Genomic DNA, 556 nt, shown 5'->3' on the forward strand with positions numbered 1-556 from the left:
GTCGGCCGTCGCGGCCAGCGCCGCCTGCTGACGGCGCCCGGCCGCGGGGGAGGCCAGCGCCCGCAGCAGCCCGACGACGTCGAGCACCTCGTCCCAGCTCCCCGGCTCCGCGGCGTCGACGGTGCGCAGCCGCGCGAGCAGCTCCCGGTCGCGCGTCAACCGGTCCTCGGTCGCCCGGACCAGGTCCGCGACCAGCTCCGACGGCGTGAACGCCGGGTCCGCCAGCGCCCGCCCCACCTGGGCCAGCGACAGCCCGAGCGTCCGCAGGCCCTCCACATGGAGGAGCCTGCGGACGTCGGCGGGCGAGTACTCGCGGTAGCCGCCGACGGTGCGCCCGGTCGGCCGGACCAGCCCGACGGCGTCGTAGTGGCGCAGCATCCGGGCGCTGAGCCCGCTGCGCCGCGCCACCTCCCCGATCAGCACCCGGCCATGGTCCCGCGGCCGGGGCCCAGCGCCACCACCCGCCGCGCCTCTGCGACGGCGGCGTCGAACCCGGTGTCCGGGTCCGCGCGCAGCGCGACGGTGGCACGCGCGTGCGCGGCGACCGCCGGGTCGG

Annotated in this window: 1 protein-coding gene and 1 pseudogene; both read right to left on the reverse strand. The window is 79.7% G+C overall.

Features of this window, described 5'->3' with window-relative positions:
* The coding region (locus tag GTW08_RS00660) for a MerR family transcriptional regulator (RefSeq protein ID WP_161151247.1) at window positions 1-423 on the reverse strand (423 nt) is incomplete at its 3' end.
* Window positions 417-556 (reverse strand): annotated as a pseudogene (locus tag GTW08_RS30855) (HEAT repeat domain-containing protein); the annotation flags it as partial. The pseudogene GTW08_RS30855 and the gene GTW08_RS00660, both read right to left, overlap by 7 nt.

Origin of the sequence: Pseudonocardia sp. SID8383, from assembly GCF_009864975.1 — a bacterium.
Taxonomy (GTDB): Bacteria; Actinomycetota; Actinomycetes; order Mycobacteriales; family Pseudonocardiaceae; genus Pseudonocardia; species Pseudonocardia alni.